Source organism: Halostagnicola alkaliphila, assembly GCF_055379965.1.
The window spans coordinates 578,772-597,121 of the sequence record NZ_AP043825.1; the positions used below are offsets into that span (position 1 = coordinate 578,772).

Sequence of the window (18,350 nt, forward strand, 5' to 3'; positions counted from 1 at the left end):
GCTGCACTTTCCAGTTCTTGAATCATATCTGTGAAACCTCCCCCCAGGTAATCTGAGAGACACGCTCGGGACTTGAAGCAGATACCAGTGTATGGTGGTGGCGCTCTACTCGAGGCCCATCGACTCGAGTTGTACCGTCAACAGAATGCCGTCAGCGCTCGGGAACGATGCCGTTCGCCGTGTCGGCTGATCGGTCGCCCGCCAGCAACCGATCGGTGTCACCCTCGAGACGTTCGGCCGGGACGATGTCGACGCCCGCCACCTCGAACCGCGCGCCGCCCTCGTCGCTCTCCGTCGCCGCGATCGTCCACCCGTGGGCGGTTGCGATCCGTTCGACGATGGCCAGTCCGAGTCCCGTTCCGTCGGTAGTCGAGGTGTACCCCTGTTCGAACACTTGCGTTCGATCGTCCGGCGGGATACCGACGCCGTCGTCCTCGAGGTAGAAACCGTCCGAGAGCGCCCCGACACGGATCGTCAGGTCGCCGTCGAGGGCCCCACGATCGCTCCCGGCGTCGGTCTCCGACCTTCGAGCTGGCGGGCCGTGTGTCACCGCGTTTTGCAGGAGGTTCTCGAGGAGCTGGACGAGTCGAGTTTCACTCGCGAGAAATCGCATTGAGGACTCGACGACGAGCCCGTTCCCGCGGCGGTCGATGTCCCGCCAGACCGTCCGGGTGATCGTCGCGAGGTCGGTCGGCTCGGTCTCGTCGATCGCTTTCCCCTGGCGGGCCAACTCGAGCAGTTCGTCCATCAGTTTGTGGATCCGCTCGGTCGACGTGAAGATGTCGTCGACGTGGTCGGTGTCGCCTGTCATCTCGACCAGTTTCGCCTGGTTCTCGATGACGGAAAGCGGCGTGGCAATATCGTGGGAGACGACCGACGCGAACTCGTCGAGGTACGTGTTCTGGCGATGCAACTGTCGCTCCCTGTCGTGGCGCTCGGTGACGTCCGTGAGGAGGAACAGCCGACCGACGGGGGTGTTCGACTGTTCGAGGCGCGTGACCGAAACGTCGACGACCCGATTCCCGACCGTCGTCGTCCACTCGCCGGGTCCGTCGGCGAAATGGAGGGAAGCGTCGTTTTCGCCCGCCACGAGAGGGGCCAGTTCGTCCGCCACCCGTTCACCGACCAACGCGTCGGATGTCGACTCGAGGAGCGTGGCTGCACCGTCGTTGGCGGTGACGATGATCCCGTTCTCGTCGCAGGCGACGACGCCGCCGTCCATCTGTTCAAGAAGGGTCCGATGGGCGACCGGAACCAACCCGAACAAGTCCAACCGAAACACGGGCCAGGAGAACGCGACCGCTGTCACAACGAACGCGACGTAGGTGGGCGTCGGATACTGCGGTGGAACGAATCCGAGGACGTAGACGGCCCCGCCGACCAGCGGCGTGACGGTGCCGACGATCAACGCCCCGATCTGCCAGCGGTGGACGCCGCGGGCGTCGATGGCTTTCCAGCCGAGAAGCGCCAGACTGGTAGTCGCGTATGCGTACGTGTAGGCGAAAAACAGCGCATAGGCCGGGCCGAAGTCATTAGCGATCATCACAGTAGATCCACTGTGATCGAGCGAGACATCGGTCCAGAACAACCAGTGAAAGTCATTCGTGAAGACGGCGACGATGGTGATGACAGCCGGGGAGAACAACAGGAGGTACCCCCGACGCGTCAGGAGGTCACCACGGCCGATGTAGACGAGCACGTAGGCCAGTATGAGCGGGGTCACGGGGGCGAGCCCGAGATACTGTAACTGGTTGAACAACAGTTTTGTCTCGAGGGAGACGGCCGAAAGCTCGAGAACGTACCAGCCCAGAGTCACCGCGATGGAGGCGACGAGACAGGTTGCGAACGCGATGCCGGGAGCGCTGTCGTCCCGTCGCCAGCGAGCGAACAGAAACGCGGCCACGACACATAACAAACAGAACGCAACGGCCAGTGGAATGGTGAAGAGAGTCCACTGCCACGTCATACGCTGCTCTTACACGCCAGTTGTCTATACTTTACTATTTTGCCACAATTGTCGCTTGGTGTCCCAGTCGTACGATTCCGAGATTAGTGCGGGTGAATCGCCTCGGAGTCCAGCCTCGAGGCACTCTCCTAGTCCGCTTGTAAAACGCTATTCGGGGAAGCCAGTCAGGGAGCGGCCGTACCCGGTCCTGAGGGCAGTCGTCTTCGTTTCCCACACTGTACCACCGTATGATGGGTACTCCTTTACGGTCAGAGGCGGAGACTGTCAAACGAAATGGTCCACCACCGACGATTCACCGAGTGTAACTGGTGGACGGTCCGTCAGATAATTGCCCAATGGCGAGCCACGCGGACCGTCGCCGCGACACCGCGATCATGACCGGCGGCGACGGGTCTGATCGCCGGGCCGACGAAGATCACTCTACTAGCCGGACTGCCGGAGATCGGTCTGATCACCGACCGGAAGGCAACTCGAGCGTGGGAATGGACGCCATCGATATCCTGCTCGTCGACGACGACGAGACGTGGGTCGACTCCACCGGAGCGGTCCTCGAGCACCAGCGTGAAGCGTTCGCCGTTACGACGGCCACCACGCTCGAGTCGGCCCGCGAGGCGTTCGAAACTGTCGATCCGGATTGTGTGGTCTGTGACTATCAACTCGAGTACGGGACCGGCCTGGGGCTACTGGAGACGGTCCGAGAGATCGATCCCGACCGGCCGTTCTTGCTCGTCACCGGCGCCGGAAACGAGACCGTCGCCAGCGACGCAATCAGTCGGCAGGTCACCGATTATCTTCCCAAGCGGATGCTCGCCGGACGGGACAACGTGCTGGCGCGGCGGATCGAGACGACAGTCCACTCCTATCGCGCCGAACGAGCCCTCGCTCGGGAGCGCCGGAGCAAGGAGGCGATGCTCGACATCGTTACCGCGACGACGACTCGAAGGGGACTCGCACGCGAGTTCTGCCAGCACCTCGTGACCGAACACGGATACGAGTGCGCCTGGATCGGCACCGACGATCACGCACGCGGGTTCGCCCCGCAGTCCGTCGCTGGCGACGCGGCGTACGTTGACGAACTGTTCGCACAGGAAGGTAGCTCGGACCGGAATTTCGAGCCCGCACTGGCCGCCCTCGAGCGACGCGAGCCAGTCGTCATTCCGTCGATTCACGTTGCCGACGCGGACGACCGATCGAATCGCGAGGACGGAACGACGTCGACGCAAACGGGGTGGCACGCCGTCGCGACGGCACACGGATTCGAGACCGCAGCGGCAGTCCCGGTCGAGCACGACGGAAGCGTCATCGGGGTCCTCGCAGTCTACGGGAGCGAACCCAACCCAATCGACGAGCACGAACTTGAGGTGCTCGGCGAGTACGGCGAAACAATCGGGTACGCGTTCCGCACAGCCGAGTGGAAGCAATCGCTGGTATCGGCGACACCGGTCATCGTAACGTTCGAACTCACGGACGACCGGAACCCGTTACTCGCGTTCAACGCGACCCTCCCAGAGGGAGAATCACTCGAGGTGTTGACGGCGATCTACCGCGAGGACGGGCTGTGTTACCTTCTTGGACTCGAGTCTAGTTCCGAAGCAGCGATCCAGGTAGCCGCCGACAACATCGATGGCGTCGCATCGGCGACGATCGATCAGGAGACCGACCGATGCGAACTGGTCGTCTCTACCCCCACGCCGGAGGGTCTTCTGGCCGAACGCGGGGGCCGTGTCCTCGACACGGTCGTCGATAACGGACGGGTGACCGTTACGGTCGTCTGTCCCGACGACTGGGACGTTAACACGCTCTCGGCGGCCCTCGAATCGCACTATCCCGACGCGAGCGTCGGTTCGATCCAGTCGAACCGACACCCGACGAACACGACGACGGTGGGAGACCTCCTTGCGTCGATGACCGACAGACAGCTACAGGCGGTCGAACTCGCCTACTACTCCGGGTACTTCGAGCGGCCGCGAGAACACAACACCACCGAAATTGCGTCGCAGTTCGGCGTCTCCCGAGCGACGTTTACACAGCATCTCCGGGCGGCCGAGCGAAAACTCCTCTCTCGAGTCTTCGACTCGAGTAGCACCGTCTAGTACTGTTCCTCAACCGTCAGTTGATGGGGAGGGTCGTACAGTTTGGTGCGAGCGTCTTCAGTGGTGAATTGCCACTCGACTGTAAGTTCTTTTTAATGCGAGCACTCTCCCATGTAGCGACCTCCGGACGGAGTGTCGTGCATCCGAAATCCGCCAGTCAGGACACTGCCGAATGAGTACATTGATTTCGATTTCAGCCATGCCGAGCCAGTTGCCCTGAACTGAAGTGAAGTAAGATTCGAGGCGCTCGAGTATCCACCGAATCTACCTACGTAGATCGATTTGCATGAACTCGCACAGAAATTCCTACAGCGAAGCCCCATCGCCATCGAACCGGTCGATCGTATTACCGTTGGAATTGATTGCTCGAAACTGTCGCGATCCATCGGGCTCGAGGGTCGTTCGAAGGACGTACTGTTCGCTCTCGCTCACTTCGAGGTAGGGGCGCTCGGCGGACGAATAGACAGCACGCGGTTCCTTCCCCCAAGCACCATCGCCGAGGTAGAGGATGCCATTGTCGGGATCCGGTTCGCCGTCTCTGAGCCGACGCGTTCGTTTATACGCGTGATCGTCGTGTTCGAACACGGCGTCGACGTTGTACGACTCAAACAGCGGCGTCCAGTGCTGACGAATATCGCCTCGCTCTTCGTCTTCGATCGGCTTCGCACAGGGGTAGGCGGGAATGTGGCTCACAGTCATCACGTGGGCGCGGTCGGTACGCTCGGACAGCGCGCGCTCAAGCCACTCGGTTTGGGCTCCCGCGACAGTGGTCGTGTGATTCGAATCGAGGAGCAGTATCGATAGATCAGCCCCGATATCGAGCGCCCAGTATGCGTGATCGCGACGAACGTTGTCAAAAAGTGCGTAGTAAAATGGGGCTTCGTCGGGCGTGCCAAAGTACTCGCCATCGCCTTTGAGTTCGTGACCTCCCATAGCGGCGACAAGCGGTATAAGACGGTCCCCGGAACGCATATGGTCGTGCCAGTGTTCCAAAAAAGTGACCCATTCTTCGACAGCAACTCCATCAGCGTACGCCAAGTCGCCGCCAACGAGCCCGAACAACGGATCCCACGACGACGCCTGTTCGTGTAGTGGCGGGACGCTCAACGACGTTCCGATATCACCGCCTTCGGCGAACGTCATGGTCTCCGCGATCTCCTCGGGGGCAGTTCGAACGGCGAGGTCGGTCGCAGAATCGTCGACCGAAATCCGGTACTCCGTGTCCGGCTCGAGGGCGGTGAAGACTGCTCGGTGGCGGGAAATCGCCGAATCACCGAACGGAGCGACGGTCGTCCGTTCGCTCGAGGACGAGTCGCTATTTTTGGCCGAAACTTCGACGGTAACCGGATCTGACTGTTCCGCTGTCGGTACGAGCCATTGTAGCGTGACTGAACTGGTTGGGTCGTGTCCCCGCCACGTCGCGATGAGCGTTGATAGCTCGGTCATTGGCGTCTTATTGGTAAAGCCGAAGCTGGTACACCCGGCGATACCAACGCTTCCAACACTGGCGACTTGGAGGAATCTCCGACGTGTCTTCCGTCGACGCACAGACGTATTCCGGTTGCCTTGACAAGTATTCTGCCCCATCAGTACTACTGTCCATCCAAATCCTATCCAGATACACGAATCTGTTGATTTTGAACCTCGAACCTCATACCCAAAGCCAGAACACAGCGATCACTAAAATAGATCCTAGGAAGTAGAAAGAGATAGTGACTTATCGGTGATCTTGTTAGCAACTTGTTGAAAGCGGTGCGTAGGAGGAAGTCGAATACCGACCAGAGAATTCTCCGAACGACGTTCCCTCGAGGGCGTCGATTACGACCAAAAGAATTCGTTCGGATCGGTGGAGGAGGAGATAGTGCTTTACTGGAAATATTGGTACCCTGTGGCCCCCTCTCTCGTAACTATATGGATTATTGCCGCTGTGTTTTGATCCCAGTCGGTTGGTGGTTAGAGAGGATTTTAAGAAGACGGATAGCGAGATTTTTATCAAGATTTCGATTTACATTACCACACTGCGGTGAATGGACACAGGACGGGCATCCAGACTCACACGGGCAGTTCTGAAGCATTTCCAGTGTTTCATCGAACATTCCCTCGATTTTCTTGTACGCTTCTTTCACTAATCCAACACCGCCCGGATACCCTTCGTGAATGAAGATCGTTCCCTTCCCTGTCCCGGCATGCCGATTAGTAGAAAGTCCACCAATATCACCTCGGGAGCAGAGTACATGCAAAGGGAATAGTGAGATCAACGCGTGTTCTACCGCATGTAACGCTGAGACAAACCCCTCTTCAGGGTCTATATCCTCGACTTCGCGTTGAATTTCTAATTGAACTTGCTCAGGAATCGTGAAGTGAAGTCCTTTCGTCTGCAGCGTGTGAGTTGGCAGGTCAGTGTCGATCGTCTGTTTATCCCCGTCTTCATCCTGCATATGAGCATACTGGATATATCCATCTACCTTCTCCTCAACAGTTAGATTCGTTAGAGATACTGTGAGCCCATACGAATCCACCATCTTTGACTCAGTGGTCTCCGTGATACTCACATCTTTCTCAGTGATCGGCCGCGTATACCCCGATATCTCCTCGGATTCAAGAAAGATTTTCCCTTCCTCAATGTCAATATCGGTGGCTCGATACCCCTCTTTCTGATGATAATAGATTGCGCCAGGATGAGCGTCTCGAAGCGCTGCTCGAAGTGGTAATTTTCCTCGCTTCTCGTCCCGAAGTGGGTCATACAACTCAACGAGTTCGTCACTAATAGCCCGTACGGAGGCACTTTGCTGTGGAGAGTCACATGTTGATTCCCATCTGATATCCACATTCGAATCCACAAATCGATCCAAACACCCTTCGTCGGTTAATTCCGTCACAATATCGGGATACGTGTCTCCGAAGTGCTGCTCATCAGTGTCTGTCCGTAGATAGAGCTCGTGCGCTGCACAGCACACGTGATCAGGGAGGATTTCTTGGTTTTCCGGATTTAATGTCGCCTGTTCAGGATCGTGAGTTAAGAGTTCACTCGGTTGTTGCATATGGTACTGGTCTAACGGATTCGGACTCGCTACAAGTACCACAAGGCACGCCTCGTCTCCCCGACCAGCTCGACCAGCACACTGCATCAGGCTCCGGGCCGTCCCAGGATACCCATCAAGCAATACAACGTCGAGCGTTCCAATATCGATTCCGAGCTCGAGCGCGTCTGTACTCCACACTCCTCGGACCGATCCGTCACTGAGACCATCCTCGATTTCTGCTCGCCGCTCGTCCGCTAACTGCCCGTGGTACGCCGTGATGTTTTCCGCTAAATCTCGGTCAGCCCGTTTACGAAGCATTGAATCACACTTCATTGAGTACTGCTCTGCACCTTGCCGTGTTTTAGTGAACACGAGCGTCTGGAAGCCTTTCTGAACAAGATCGCTGAAAATACGCGCTGTTTCCGGGTGATGTGACCGTCGCTCAGCACCGATCAACTCGTTATGATGTGGAGCTTCGAACGGTTCTCCAGCTGGAAGAGACTCCCCGTCTTGCTCCTCGTCCTCTTTCAACGGAGGGTTCCAGAAGAGCCAATGCCGAGCCCCACGATCGCTCGCATCCTCATCAATTAGTGAATATGATGTTGCTGGCTTTCCAGTTACTGCAGCTGCGTGTTCAACCGGATTTCCGATCGTAGCTGAACAGCAGATGTACTGCGGATCTGAACCCGCCCATTGTGCCATTCGGTTCAATCGCCGGAAAATAAGCGACACATGACTCCCAAATACTCCGCTGAATCGATGGACTTCATCAATTACGACTGTTTCCAGGTCTTGGAGCAACCACTCCCAGTGTTTCTCTGATTTCGACCAAGGTAACAGTGCTTGGTGAATCATGTCCGGCGTCATCAGGACAATATCTGGTTGCTGTTCTCGGATTTTCTCTCGGTCTTCATTCGGTGTCGCACCAGTGTACTTTGCTATCTCTACCGTTTCATCGTTTGGTAGTGCGTTCGAGAGTGTAGAAAGCGTATCCAGTTGGTTATTGATAAGGGCTCTCATTGGGGCGATGTAGAGTGTTTTTCCCTGACCCGCTAATGCCCGCTCAAATGCTGGGATGGTGTACGTCAGTGTCTTCCCGCTGGCCGTCGGGGTTGCCACTGTAACGTTTTCTCCAGTCCGAATTTTCTCTACTGTCTCCGCCTGGTGCCGATAGGGACTCTCAATTCCTTGCTGTTGAAGCGCTTCTTCAACACGGTGGTCCAGAGAGATCGGCTCAGTGACGCTACGCTGGGATTGCTCGACTTCATGCGAGATGATTTGCCCGTCGTAGTAGGGTCGATCCTTTAGCCATTCAATAGTATCGTCCACTACTCCTTTTTACTCGCACAACAGCTCATAAGTTCTTTCAACGCGCTCATTCACGATATCATCCTATACGAAGGATATAGCTATACCCTGACGGCTTCGCTAATCAATGGGATGCCCACCACACCAGCGTTCTCTGGTCACGAAACGTGAGCAGTATCTGGGACCGTGCCGGCCGTAGACAGCTGTTGTCTTTGGAAGCGGCATTCACCGGGGTCTCTGCGTATAACCGCCGATAACCGCTTGAGGAAAGACTAACGGCTACCGAACCCACGCTCCCATCCGCCATCGAGTCGTAAGTGGATCACTCCTGTAGAGGGGAGCCTCTCTCGAGGGGGATTCGGTTAACCGGAGACAAACCTACCCGTGGACACCACCTGTCTTCGGGCCTCCGTCCTGTTCGGTCCGTGAACGACTTTCACCAGGAATCGAAGCATCAACGGGCAACACGATGCGGCGTTCAGTATACTCGAGACCGTTCTTGCGTTCCTGTTGTCGGTGAACAGCCAGCCTATTCTTCGACAGATCCAGCATGGCATCGATCGTCCGCGAGACCAACTTCTTCGCGTACGTCTCGCTGATGCCGCTTTCCTGCCGCCGGATCCAGTGTTTCAGGTCGCTCGCTTTGACGTATTCGGCGACGTCTTTGCAGCCGGTCTTCCAGGGATCGTCACCGACGCTGTCGTCGACTCGAGCATTCCAGAGTTTCGCAGCCAAGCGCGTCGGAAGCGCGTTCGCAGCTGATCGACGCATCTCTTCATCCATCCTGGCGAGTTGTTGAATCGGCAGGAGGTCGCCATAGGCGAGCGACACGTTCCCGCTGGGATCGAGCGGATCTGCGCTTTTGGGCACGCGGTAGTATGCATTCCCGTCGTCTTTCATCAGTCGCTCGAGCCGGCCATCTACGACGTCGACGGCGTGGATATCGACCGTTTCCTCGAGTAGGTGTGCGCCCTTCTCGAGTTCGCGAGACTGGAGTTCGGACACGCGCGCTTTGTTTGCGGTGGCCTTCTTGAGCGCGGCCTCGGCCATGTTCTCGAGGCGGGTAGTTTCGGATTCGAGTTCGGTGACACGTTCCTCGAGAGCGGTCGTCCGGTTTTCGAGGCGATCGCACTCTTGTTCGAGATCTCCGAGACGGTCGTCTTTGCGCTCGAGTTCGGCCTCGAGCGTGTCGATTCGGTTCTCGAGGGCCTCGAAACGATCGCTGAGGTGGTCTGGGAGCTGTTCGGTCGTCGAATTGCTGGTGGATGGAGACATCGCTATGGATGGGTGCGTAGGTGGACTGGTTGGCGAGCGCTACCGGACGACAGCGGCCTTAGGTGGCGGCGACACTGCGGGGCAGAGGAGACTGACCCAAAACGGGCAGCTAGCCCGCAGCGTCAGGCCCAGCGGGAGGGTGGGTATCGTCCTCGAGACGCGAGTCGGGGAGCGATCGCGTTAGGGTTGTGTCCGTCATTGGTTCTCACCACGCTGGTCCAGCAGTTCGTCGCCGGTGTGACGACGCCGGTCGGTCGTGAGCGATCCCGAGTAGTCGCTGGAATTGAGCGTGAGCGCGAGTTCCGAGATCGGCTCTCGGCCAGTTTCGCGCCATTCTCCATTGCGGATTTCGTAGGTGATTCGCCAGGCTTCGCCGCCGGTGTCCGGGACGATGGAGATTCGACGCCGGCGGTCGCCGATCGTCGTATACTCGAGCGTGAGTTCGAGAGCGTGCTCGGCTGTGGTGTCGTGTCCGCCGTCGGTCGCGATCCGTGGGTCGTCGTCGGCGTCGACGAGCAGGAGGCCGTTTCGAGCGTCGGTAACCTCGAGGTCGTAGACGCGGACGTCGTCTTCGAGTGTGAGTTCGAGCGCGTCGATAACGGCGTGTCCGACCGCGATTCGGGTTCCGGTATACCGCCTGCAGAGGGTGTACTTGGCGAGCGGCTCGGAGGTGTCGAAGCGTGGAACGAGCGCGACGCCGTCTTCGTGGGCGATGGCGTGAGCCGTGTCGGTCAGCCAGTCGCGGTCGCCGAGGGCGGCCGTCGAGATTGTCACCGTTCGGTCAGTGCTGACGGTGTACGTCCCGAGGTAGCCACTTCCCGTTGGGACGACGTATTTTGAGGACGTCTGCTGGTGGCAATCCCGATCCATCAGCGGTCACCTCTCGTCGGCTCGAGGATGACTGCGTCCTCGCCGGCGACGATGAACTCGTCGTGGTCGGTAGCGCGGCCTTTAGGTCTCTCTGCGGAGAACTGTATGAACGGGCGAGTAGGGGGTATCTGATCTCTCGTCCGTGCACTCGCGGTGTGACGCGGGTGCGTTTTCTGCTTGTCGGTGTCCGGGGTGTCGCGTTGATTGTGATTAGCAGTCGATACTCCTGACTCATGAGCCTTACAATTATGGGCTCGGAGGCTATCTTGTCGCATGGGTCGTTCAATTCCCGTAGAGGGAAGACCCGCCCCGACGTGCTGGTATCACGTCGGACCTTTCCGGCCCGAAAGGGCAGGTCACTACTCCTGTTATCACGTGGTCTACTAATATCTTACTGTGAAACTCACAGCAAAAGTATAGGTTCTAGGTGTATTTTTATATGAATACGTCTTCTATAACCACTCATCGATACTACTATGAGTTCTACAGTGCCACCCACGGGTGTGGTCAGACAGCGAGCTGAGTGGATGCGTCCAGTCGACGAAAAAATACTCGAGACTATGCGGGACGAGGGGAATATGACTCCCAGTGCGCTCGAGCAGCTGGATGTAACCGTCGCAAACTACGCAAGCAACCGCCTCTCGAAAATGGCCAACTATGGGCTCGTTGAGCGTGTCGCTCAGGGGCTTTACAGGATTACGGAAGAAGGAGCGGCATTCCTTGACGAGGAACTCGACGCGGGTAAACTCGAGTCTGCCGAAGATTCTGAATAAGATCTCTGTTTGAGGTGCGTACTCAGGAGGCAATTACCCTGTTGGTGAGCACAGACTCTATATCTCGTACTGTCTTGTGATGATCTGACCAGCATTCCATGTGAAAGATTTGATATACTAACACTATAGGGGTCTCTACAGCGGATTCCAGTTATGCACACGGTGTTCTCAATCTCGTGTGCATATTCGGGAAACAGGATTTGCCGACGTGCAATCCCTGGGGAGAAGGAATGATATTGGAATTGCATCTTCTTAGTATCCACCCAGAACCTTTCCAACGTAGACCGCTTCAAGATCCCAAAGAGCATTTTTGAATCGCTCACGTCTACCTCTTAAGCCACGACCATTCCCCATCCTTTCTTCAATGTCAACTAGCTGCTCTGCCAAACCTGGAACTAATTCCTTAATATCCTCTACACTCTGATTTCTCACATTGAAATTTCGCCGCCAAGTATCATGTGATAATCTATACTCTGTGTCTTTCATAATATGACTGAGTCTGTCTGCTATTGTGTTCCCAAATTTTCTTTCACAAGTAGAAAGATAACCATACTCTGAACTTGTGTTCGAAGAGTCTATTAATTCATCAAATAGGTCCTCGTCATCTAGCAAAAGAGTTAATGAGGCAAGCTTTTCTGTACAATGGTGGGTTTTTTTGCCGTTAAGAAGGATCTCCTCCTGATCTTGTTCTTCTGCTTCCACAAACCAAAATCCGCCTAGGACGCTATTTTTTACAGAAGCATGTGTAAGAAATAAAAGCGCAGTTTTATCAAGTGTAAGGGTATTCGGTGACGCGTAATAGTCCCAAAGCGGTTTGGATTCGATAAAATCATCGCCTCTGTATTTCCACTGAGCGATATCTCCATTCAGTCCCTCATCAAGGGTTGATGCTGGAGATCTAGTTAGCCGTTGCTTTATTTCAAGATCGGCATCGCCTGAGTTCTCCACACTTGTGAATGGAACCCCTTTGTCATCTGGTAATGCGCTACCAAGCCTTTCAATCCATTCAGGTCCTATTTGGATTGCCTTGGTGATTCCTTCTAGAATAGTTTCCCTTTGTTTTTCCACATGATGCTTAAACATTTCTTGTATTTCCTCTCTTCCTGCTATTTTTTTACTTGAGCCATTCCTAATAAAAATCAACCCCTCATGAAGGTAACGAGTATCATCCTCCTGAATATGTCTTGTTGTTACACACGGTGGTGAATCAAGCGGTTCTATTTCTAAAATCCCGAATTTTTCACTATTCTCCTGATATGTACTCCATGATATGCTTGGAGAGGGGGATAAGTTACTGTCTATTTTTTGTTGTATCTTGCTGTCGTCATAACTGAATATGTGCCGAGGGCCTGCACCACGGTATTCTTCTCTATCTTCATCTAATCCAACTAACTCACCGTCATCCTGAACACCAACTATGATATAATGATTTTCTTGTTCAGATAGTGTGTTAGCCATAGAAGACACATCTCGGACAAATTCAGCTTTTTTACTTGGTATTCCACCAATCTCATAATCAACCTTGAAATCCACCCAATTGTATTCGTTCCCACTTAAATCATTTATAAGATCTAATGCTTGTCCCTTATCCATGATAGTCCGTTGGTGTCATATTGTAAATAATGTGTCGTTATCTATGTTGGATCTCTAACGCTTATCGAGGTGTTCTTTTTCATTGTACGTGGAACAGCACTAGATACCTTCGTTTCATGTGTTTCAACTGGAGTTCGCTGTGCGGAGCCGAGGTGGGGCGTTGTAATTTTTTCGCTGTCGCCTTGGCGACACCCCGCAATCCTCAGCCCATGTCCGTGTGGCTTTGGTATCACCTTTGTGATCGCAATATACCCTCAGGAGGAGATGTAGCTAATCGATTGTGTTGCCACATCCTCGGTTCGTTCGCCGACGAGTGGGGTCATCAAATAACGGTCTACGTCTGCAGCACTGTTGAGGATCTCGAGCGACCACGGACGGCCGTGACTCCGAGTGGATACCCTCGTAGTCGCCGTCTCGAGGCGTACTCAACTCCTCGAGAGACACCCTCGCAGGAATCAGGACTGCGATGAGTTCATGCCGTGGTTCAAGAATCGAAGCGCCTCGAGAACGAGTAGCGGGCGACCGTTGTCCGACAGCGGATCGGTTCCCCAGCCAATATGGCCTCACTCGAGTTCCTCGAACGTGGTCATCGCACTTCCGCCATCTCGTTGGTCCGTAGCGCCTCGAGATGCTCCTCCCTGTACTACTCATCTGCAGCCTCGTACTGGCAGTGAACTTGTAGGACGCCGGAGCCATTTTCGTCGCCTGTAATCGCCCAGTACGGGCGTTTGTGCCGGGCGAGGCTTCGTCTTTCAGTCGGGAGGGAATCGCACTGACGCTGTTCGTCTCTCGCTCGAGTTGCATGAATATTTCTCACCACCACCTGCTCGTTCCTCGACCCCGTATCTATACTCCCTTCGAAGCGAAGTCCACGATATCAATTACAACGGAAGAGTCACGCAATAGTTCTCAACCTCGGGCGCCAGTGAGATGACCCGTTCCCGACGTTTCAACTCCTGACGACGCGTTTCGATGCGTTCTTCGAGTTTCTCGAGTCGTTCACGCTGACCACGAATCGCGATACTCATATCGGAACCGGCCTCTGCCTTCCGTTCGTATTCCTCGATGAAGGACTGGATACGATCGCGCTCGGCCTGTGCGTACTCGGTGAGGTTCTCGAGTTCTCGGGCAGTCTCGTCGTGGCGTTTGGAACTGAGATCGGACTTGATTTCGTTCACTCGAACACCGACATAGCGGTCGGCAGCCGGTCGAAGGTCGTCTTCGGCGTCCATCACCGTTCGCAGCTCGTTCACGTCGGGCTTTGCAGACACCGTCTTGCCCTCAACGACTCGCTCACCGAGCGCCTGTTGGGCATCCCGCTGTTGGGCGTCAACAAAGAGAGGAATTGTCTCCTCCCGAATTACCGCTCCCGTGCCGTCCTCGAAAGCAACGCGATAATTGTAGGTGATTCCAGGCGTGTCGACGAACGGGAGGAGTTTCAAACCGACTTCTCCTCGGTCATCTTCTAGCACGCGTGCCATGAGGCGCTGAAGGACATCTGTGTCGGGCGCCACGAAAGTGATGTCCTCGTGTTCCATCGCGAACTCGCGATCGAACGTGAACGGCCCGAAGGTTGCATCCGCATTTGGAGGTCGGATGTCCTCGGGCAACTCGGCCTGATAGAGATTGGTGCCTCGCTTCTCGAACTCGCCGCTGAACGCCTCGACTGCCTGCTCGAAGAACTCCCGTATGTCGCCGGCGCTGCCGTAGACCGCTTCGGACTCGTCGACGACCTCCTGTATCTGCCGGCGACTCTCCGCGTCAAAGGTTCTTGTATCGACGAGGCTGCGCTCGTACCACTCCTCGAGCGTCCGCTGGCGCTCCTCGATCAGTTCCTCGAGTTCCTCTTTGGTCGCACTCGGTGGTTCGTCGTTCTCGATGGACTCCATGATGAGCGAGTCCACGTCGATGTCGTCGAGGATGCCGAGCACGTCCGCCGTGTTCCCGAGCTGGGAGCGAATCTCTTCGACCTTGGTTTGGAGCATCTCGAAGATCTCGCTCTCGCGGGTGTCGTCGAAGAGGAAGTTCCAGACCTTGACTTCCTCTTCCTGTCCGTAGCGATGGATGCGTCCGATCCGCTGCTCGAGCCGGTTCGGGTTCCACGGGAGCTCGTAGTTGGCCATGATGTGGCAGCTGTGCTGGAGGTCGATCCCCTCGCTCGCTGCATCGGTCGCGAACAGGAGTCGCGACTGGCCGTGATTGAACTCGTCTTCGATTCGTGTCCGTTCCTCTTTGTCCACGTCGCCGTGAATCACGAGAATCTCGTCGGCCCACGGCTCGTCCTGCACGAACTCGAGGAGGTAGTCGAGCGTGTCTCGATACTCCGTGAACAACAGGAGTTTCTCGTCCGGTTGTTCCTCGAGGAGTTGGGAGATGAATCGCCTGACCTTCTGCGCTTTGGAGTCGACCGGTAAATCCTCCGCCAGCGAGACGAGGTCGCGGAGTGTGTCGATCTCCTCTTGGAGCTGTTCGTCGGTGCTGGTGACGGTCAGACCGGCGATCTCGTTTTCCGCATGTTGCTTGTCGTCCTCGTCTAGATCCTCGCCATCGAGGTAGGCTCGCGCTTCCTCGGAAAGGCCATCAGTTTCCGCCTCTTCGTCAAGGAGGTCGTCCAATCGTCGACGGAGGGTTGCGTGAATCGCACCGACGCTGCTCACCAACCGTTTCTGCATGAGCGCCATCGCGAACCCGACTGCGGGTTCGTTCAACTGCTCGGAGCGGTTATAGACGTTTTTGACGTAGTCGGTGACTGCCCGGTAGAACTGACGCTCGTTGTGTGTCATCGAGACCGATACCGAGTCGACTTCCCGGTCTGGGAAGACCCGTTCACCGTCCTTATCGTAGATGTCGGTCTTCCCGCGACGGATCATCACGCGATCGACTATTTCCTGTGAGAGTTCCCGGTTCTCGGCGACGAGGAACGGGTCGATGTACTCGACGAGTGAACGGAATGCCTCACCCTTCCCGTCGTGCGGTGTCGCGCTGAGAAGCAACAGCGAGTCGGAGTTCCCCGTGACGGTATCAACCATGTTTGCCGTCTTGCTCGGTGATTCTCCCCGCTTTGCGGTCTTGTGTGCCTCGTCGACCACGACGACGTCCCAGAACGCGTCCCGAAGTGCGGGACGGAACTCGTCCTGTCGCAGGAACGCCATGCTGGTGACGAGTTGTTGGTGGTCCTGGTTCCAGATGTTGGCCTCCTCGCCGAGTCGCCGGCGCTCACCGTCGACCCACGCCCGGTCTGCGACGGTGAGATCGACGTCGAAGAACCGATCCATGTCTCGGATCCACTTCTTCTGGAGATGGGCCGGGACGACAAACAGGACGCGGTCAGCACGATTGCGGGCGGAGAGTTCCTTGAGGATGAGCCCCGCTTCGATCGTCTTCCCGAGCCCGACGTCGTCACCGATGAGCGCCCGCTGACGGAGCTTCTGCATCACCCAGTTCACGGCGTCGAGCTGGTAGGGCTCGAGTCGAACGAGCGAGTTCGAGATGCTCAGGAGTTGTCCCTGCTCGTGAGCGAGTTTGAGTTTCGTCGCTTGCGTGTGGAGGTCGAACCACTGCGCCGAGACCGCATCGTGGTCAGGATGAAAGGCGTCGAGTTGCTGGTCGACAAGTTCGTCCAATCCACTCTGATACGGCTGTATCTCTACGTCACCGAGACAGACTGTTTTGACGCCCTCTCCCTCGATGTACGCTCGCAGGTATTCGATGTCACCGACAGTCTGAGTCCGTATGACCTCTGCAGGAGTGTCGTTGAGAATTACCCGCTGTCCCGGAGAGAATTGGATAGAGTCAGTCATCGAGTGACTCCTCGATTATATTGTGACATGACCTCTTGAGTGTTATTTGCTATAAGAGGTTCTGTATTCTTAGATTGTCTAAAAGCACGCTCACCGCAGTATTCCAGTTTCATGGCCCCGGCGAATAAGATGCGTCGAGTGCGGCCTGATCCATATGTTGGGTCACCTCGTCAATTGACAATCCGTGATCGATGTCATGGTCAATGTATCTGAGTATAATTTTCGCATAAATTACGCGAGCTTCTTCTGCGAGAGATGAGGCGTTATAACTATTGATTTCACTGTTATTGACTTCCTCAATTGCTTGCGTGAGAGGCTTATCTTGATGTACTATTTCTCCTCGGATGGCATACAGACCTGAAAGGAACTCTCGGGTTTTCTCACGGCTCCATGCCAGTTGGTTTGAATCGTCAAGAAGGAAACCCCCACGGAGTCCGAGCCGGAATGTGTAAGATGATCCTTGTGTATCTCTTAGAAGCGTGCCTTCTAAGCCGATTAAACAATCCAGAATCGCATCTTCGTCTCTCCGTTTATGGAACATCTCCTCAAACCTTACGACGGGTTTGTCGTAATGAGAGTCCTGATCGGTAAAGTAGGATGCATACCTATTCCAAAATGTATTGAAACCATTCTGACCGTCATCGAGTACTAGTTCACCATGACCCGGATCACGCTCCACATACAATTCATCTAAAATGTCCTCACCAATCCCACGGTACGACATCCAACTCGGAGACAATATATACCCAGTTCCAAATCCGGGATCGCATCGTGGCTTGTAATGATGGAAGGTTCTTTCGAGCGTATCCACTAGTTCTCTCATAAGATGACTATGAACCGTATATGAGAGGGTATCAGCCGTTAACACCGAGACGGATTCAGCACGAAGTTCACTGGGATCCTCACCTCGATTCTCCAGAATATATTCTCGGATATTCCGGCGTCTCCTTTCAATAGTTACTCGCAATACTTTCGAGTAAGAGTAGTTTTGAACGACTTCTGGAGTTTGAACGTTGTTTGACGCATCGAAGGGTGCGTCAAATGTCACAATCCCGGTCCACTCTGTATCAGAAATGCCGGTTACTTCTATGTCCGAGATGTGATATGGGCCATCGAATTGACTATCGAATCGAAGGCTCGTCCCAAGGGAAATGTCCGACCCTGCTTGAACACCCTTTAGCGGAACAAGTATCTCATACTTTTCCCTATCGGCATAATCTGGTTCAAACTGGTTGTCATAAGCAGCTTCGAAAGCTGCATCAGTGAAATCAAAGCTGCCAGAATGATCCATGACGAGTCCGGTGAATTCCCTCAGACTATCCTCTATTCTCCCCGACAACTCGCCGTTGACGACATGTGCATCACCTTCTCCGTCAATATCGACTTCTGGAACCATCTCAAATTCAAGCTCATCAGCGATATGTTGGGAGACCGAATCAAATTCGGAAGAGTAGTGTTCTCCCGGATTTCGTCTTAGTGCAAGTGAAGGACGATCTACTTCCGTGGGTTTTCTGAATCTCAATCCAGATCCGGTCAGCCGGTAGACTGTGTCGGTAGGTACTTCGTTTTCCCCTTGTTCTATTGATGATATGTAGCTTCTACAAGCGGACTTGACGTCGTCGTGAACTTCGGACTTGAGAGTCATAAGT

10 protein-coding genes and 1 pseudogene are annotated in these 18,350 nt (G+C 55.3%); 2 read left to right on the forward strand and 9 right to left on the reverse strand.

Translation table 11 applies throughout. The features are described from left to right. Window positions 1-151: 151 nt before the first annotated feature. A complete protein-coding gene (locus ACZ5C7_RS04915) occupies window positions 152-1,966 on the reverse strand; it encodes a sensor histidine kinase (protein ID WP_464374974.1) in 1,815 nt (604 codons plus the stop codon). Between the two features lie 335 nt (window positions 1,967-2,301). Between ACZ5C7_RS04915 and ACZ5C7_RS04920 the strand changes: the two genes are divergently transcribed. Then, window positions 2,302-4,059, forward strand: a complete 1,758-nt coding sequence (locus ACZ5C7_RS04920; protein ID WP_464374975.1) for a helix-turn-helix domain-containing protein — start codon at window positions 2,302-2,304, stop codon at window positions 4,057-4,059. Between the two features lie 306 nt (window positions 4,060-4,365). Here the strand turns inward: ACZ5C7_RS04920 and ACZ5C7_RS04925 are convergent, their stop codons facing one another. From ACZ5C7_RS04925 to ACZ5C7_RS04940, 4 genes are all read right to left on the reverse strand, one after another. Further along, window positions 4,366-5,505 (reverse strand): fibronectin type III domain-containing protein, encoded by a 1,140-nt coding sequence (locus ACZ5C7_RS04925; protein ID WP_464374976.1) that lies wholly within the window; start codon window positions 5,503-5,505, stop codon window positions 4,366-4,368. A 470-nt stretch (window positions 5,506-5,975) separates the two neighbouring features. Beyond that, window positions 5,976-8,411: a DEAD/DEAH box helicase gene (locus ACZ5C7_RS04930; protein WP_464374977.1), complete on the reverse strand. Its 2,436-nt coding sequence runs from the start codon at window positions 8,409-8,411 to the stop codon at window positions 5,976-5,978. 357 nt (window positions 8,412-8,768) lie between these two features. Continuing rightward, window positions 8,769-9,665: a DUF8008 family protein gene (locus ACZ5C7_RS04935; protein WP_464374978.1), complete on the reverse strand. Its 897-nt coding sequence runs from the start codon at window positions 9,663-9,665 to the stop codon at window positions 8,769-8,771. Between the two features lie 195 nt (window positions 9,666-9,860). Next, complete coding sequence (locus tag ACZ5C7_RS04940) at window positions 9,861-10,535, reverse strand: hypothetical protein (protein ID WP_464374979.1); 675 nt, start codon at window positions 10,533-10,535, stop codon at window positions 9,861-9,863. Window positions 10,536-11,062: 527 nt separating this feature from the next. Here ACZ5C7_RS04940 and ACZ5C7_RS04945 point away from each other — a divergent pair. After that, the gene (locus tag ACZ5C7_RS04945; protein WP_464374980.1) at window positions 11,063-11,308 is read left to right on the forward strand and encodes an ArsR family transcriptional regulator; all 246 of its coding nucleotides are present in this window, start codon (window positions 11,063-11,065) and stop codon (window positions 11,306-11,308) included. Between the two features lie 252 nt (window positions 11,309-11,560). Here ACZ5C7_RS04945 and ACZ5C7_RS04950 read toward each other — a convergent pair whose 3' ends face one another. The 4 genes and pseudogenes from ACZ5C7_RS04950 to ACZ5C7_RS04965 all read right to left on the reverse strand — a co-directional run bounded on the left by ACZ5C7_RS04950 (window position 11,561) and on the right by ACZ5C7_RS04965 (window position 18,346). Beyond that, entirely contained in the window at window positions 11,561-12,901 is a 1,341-nt protein-coding gene (locus ACZ5C7_RS04950) for an AlbA family DNA-binding domain-containing protein (protein WP_464374981.1), read from the reverse strand. 254 nt (window positions 12,902-13,155) lie between these two features. Then, a pseudogene (locus ACZ5C7_RS04955) lies at window positions 13,156-13,458 on the reverse strand (PemK-like protein). A gap of 324 nt (window positions 13,459-13,782) precedes the next feature. Next, on the reverse strand, window positions 13,783-16,701 hold the full coding sequence (locus ACZ5C7_RS04960; RefSeq protein ID WP_464374982.1) for a helicase-related protein: 2,919 nt from the start codon (window positions 16,699-16,701) through the stop codon (window positions 13,783-13,785). Window positions 16,702-16,810: 109 nt separating this feature from the next. Continuing rightward, window positions 16,811-18,346 (reverse strand): hypothetical protein, encoded by a 1,536-nt coding sequence (locus tag ACZ5C7_RS04965; protein ID WP_464374983.1) that lies wholly within the window; start codon window positions 18,344-18,346, stop codon window positions 16,811-16,813. Window positions 18,347-18,350: the final 4 nt, after the last annotated feature.

What these genes read in the sequence shown, in the direction of transcription:
- ACZ5C7_RS04965 (WP_464374983.1), bottom strand. Translation starts at nt 18,346, where the DNA reads ATGACTCTCAAGTCCGAAGTTCACGACGACGTCAAGTCCGCTTGTAGA.
- ACZ5C7_RS04925 (WP_464374976.1), bottom strand. Translation starts at nt 5,505, where the DNA reads ATGACCGAGCTATCAACGCTCATCGCGACGTGGCGGGGACACGACCCA.
- ACZ5C7_RS04960 (WP_464374982.1), bottom strand. Translation starts at nt 16,701, where the DNA reads ATGACTGACTCTATCCAATTCTCTCCGGGACAGCGGGTAATTCTCAAC.
- ACZ5C7_RS04915 (WP_464374974.1), bottom strand. Translation starts at nt 1,966, where the DNA reads ATGACGTGGCAGTGGACTCTCTTCACCATTCCACTGGCCGTTGCGTTC.
- ACZ5C7_RS04945 (WP_464374980.1), top strand. Translation starts at nt 11,063, where the DNA reads ATGCGTCCAGTCGACGAAAAAATACTCGAGACTATGCGGGACGAGGGG.
- ACZ5C7_RS04950 (WP_464374981.1), bottom strand. Translation starts at nt 12,901, where the DNA reads ATGGATAAGGGACAAGCATTAGATCTTATAAATGATTTAAGTGGGAAC.
- ACZ5C7_RS04940 (WP_464374979.1), bottom strand. Translation starts at nt 10,535, where the DNA reads ATGGATCGGGATTGCCACCAGCAGACGTCCTCAAAATACGTCGTCCCA.
- ACZ5C7_RS04920 (WP_464374975.1), top strand. Translation starts at nt 2,302, where the DNA reads ATGGCGAGCCACGCGGACCGTCGCCGCGACACCGCGATCATGACCGGC.
- ACZ5C7_RS04935 (WP_464374978.1), bottom strand. Translation starts at nt 9,665, where the DNA reads ATGTCTCCATCCACCAGCAATTCGACGACCGAACAGCTCCCAGACCAC.